2 protein-coding genes are annotated in these 2,523 nt (G+C 71.2%); both read left to right on the top strand.

Going from position 1 to position 2,523, the window contains the following annotated elements; translation table 11 throughout:
* The first annotated feature begins 407 nt into the window (after positions 1–407).
* Positions 408–1,796 carry a dihydrolipoyl dehydrogenase gene (gene lpdA, locus ACWGJB_RS13240; RefSeq protein ID WP_350790338.1) on the top strand — a complete coding sequence of 463 codons (1,389 nt, stop codon included), beginning with the start codon at positions 408–410 and terminating at the stop codon, positions 1,794–1,796.
* Positions 1,797–1,856: 60 nt separating this feature from the next.
* Positions 1,857–2,523: biotin/lipoyl-containing protein (locus ACWGJB_RS13245; RefSeq protein WP_453380271.1), on the top strand; the 667-nt coding region annotated here is incomplete at its 3' end.

The raw sequence follows: 2,523 nt of genomic DNA on the forward strand, positions 1-2,523 counted from the left end.
GGGGGGGGGCGCCCGGGGGCGGGGTTCGCCGCCCGCCGGCCCGTGGGTCACGGGGCTGTTTCCCCCCGCCGGCCCCCCGCGGGGGGGGCGGGGGGGGCCCCCTCGCCCATTGACTGGGGGCTTTCGGTCATGTGGCGACTGCGGGCGGTTCGTGGTTGATCGTGCAGTTCCCCGCGCCCCTGGCGGGGCGCTGATACCTCGGGGCGTTATCAAGTGAGCGTGTGGCGTCTCACACCCCAGCCCGGCGTCTCGTTCACCTCCGACAAGTGCGAAGATGGGGCTCGGCAGGACAGGGCCCCCACCACAGGGCCGAAGAAGAGCGGCCGGACACCAGCCGACCGACCGGTCAACCACCCGTATGGGAAAAAGGTGCCCGGCGTACGGCGCACATGCATGGAGGACGTGACGTGGCGAACGACGCCAGCACCGTTTTCGACCTAGTGATCCTCGGCGGTGGTAGTGGCGGTTACGCCGCGGCCCTGCGCGGGGCGCAGCTGGGCCTGGACGTCGCCCTGATCGAGAAGGACAAGGTCGGCGGTACCTGCCTGCACCGGGGTTGCATCCCCACCAAGGCCCTGCTGCACGCGGGCGAGATCGCCGACCAGGCCCGCGAGAGCGAGCAGTTCGGCGTCAAGGCCACCTTCGAGGGCATCGACGTGCCGGCCGTGCACAAGTACAAGGACGGCGTGATCGCCGGCCTGTACAAGGGCCTGCAGGGTCTGATCGCCTCCCGCAAGGTGACGTACATCGAGGGCACGGGGCGCCTCTCCTCCCCGACCTCCGTCGACGTGAACGGCCAGCGCATCCAGGGCCGGCACGTGCTGCTCGCGACCGGCTCCGTGCCGAAGTCGCTGCCCGGCCTGGAGATCGACGGCAACCGCATCATCTCCTCCGACCACGCCCTCGTCCTGGACCGCGTGCCCAAGTCCGCGATCATCCTGGGCGGCGGGGTCATCGGCGTCGAGTTCGCCTCCGCCTGGAAGTCCTTCGGTGCCGATGTCACCGTCATCGAGGGCCTCAAGCACCTCGTCCCGGTCGAGGACGAGAACTCCTCCAAGCTTCTTGAGCGCGCCTTCCGCAAGCGCGGCATCAAGTTCAACCTGGGCACCTTCTTCTCGAAGGCCGAGTACACCGCCGACGGCGTCAAGGTCACCCTCGCCGACGGCAAGGAGTTCGAGGCCGAGGTCCTGCTCGTCGCCGTCGGCCGCGGCCCGGTCTCGGCCGGCCTCGGTTACGAGGAGCAGGGTGTCGCCATGGACCGCGGTTACGTCCTGGTCGACGAGTACATGCGGACCAACGTCCCGACCATCTCCGCCGTCGGTGACCTGGTCCCGACGCTCCAGCTCGCGCACGTCGGCTTCGCCGAGGGCATCCTGGTGGCGGAGCGTCTGGCCGGTCTGAAGACCGTTCCGATCGATTACGACGGTGTCCCCCGGGTGACGTACTGCCACCCCGAGGTCGCCTCCGTGGGGATCACCGAGGCCAAGGCCAAGGAGATCTACGGTGCGGACAAGGTCGTCGCCCTGAAGTACAACCTGGCGGGCAACGGCAAGAGCAAGATCCTCAACACCGCGGGCGAGATCAAGCTCGTCCAGGTGAAGGACGGTGCCGTGGTCGGCGTCCACATGGTCGGCGACCGCATGGGCGAGCAGGTCGGCGAGGCCCAGCTGATCTACAACTGGGAAGCGCTGCCCGCCGAGGTCGCCCAGCTCATCCACGCCCACCCGACGCAGAACGAGGCGATGGGCGAGGCCCACCTGGCCCTGGCCGGCAAGCCGCTGCACTCGCACGACTGACCCTCGGTCGACACACGCGACGACTCAGACTTCCGCAATTCGTAAGGAGCAACCGAAACCATGGCGGTTTCCGTAACCCTTCCGGCGCTCGGCGAGAGCGTCACCGAGGGCACCGTCACCCGCTGGCTGAAGGCCGAGGGTGAACGCGTCGAGGCCGACGAGCCGCTGCTCGAGGTCTCGACCGACAAGGTCGACACCGAGATCCCGGCCCCCGCCTCCGGTGTGCTGGCCTCGATCAAGGTCGCCGAGGACGAGACCGTCGAGGTGGGCGCCGAGCTGGCGATCATCGACGACGGCACCGGCGCGCCCGCCCCGGCCGCCCCGGCCCCCGCCGCCGAGCCGACCCCGGCTCCGGCCGCTGCCCCGGCCCCGGTGGCCGAGGCCCCCGCCGCTCCCGCCCCGGCCCCCGCCGCCGCCCCGGCCGCCCCGGCCGGCGGCGCCTCGGGCACGGACGTCGTCCTGCCCGCGCTCGGTGAGTCCGTCACCGAGGGCACCGTCACCCGCTGGCTGAAGTCGGTCGGCGAGGAGGTCGCGGAGGACGAGCCCCTGCTCGAGGTCTCCACCGACAAGGTCGACACCGAGATCCCGGCGCCGGTCGCCGGTGTCCTGCTGGAGATCGTGGTCGGCGAGGACGAGACCGCCGAGGTCGGCGCCAAGCTCGCCGTCATCGGCGCCCCGGGTGCCGCTCCGGCGGCCGCCCCGGCTCCTGCCGCGCCCGCTCCGGCGC

Source organism: Streptomyces sp. NPDC054813, assembly GCF_053611365.1.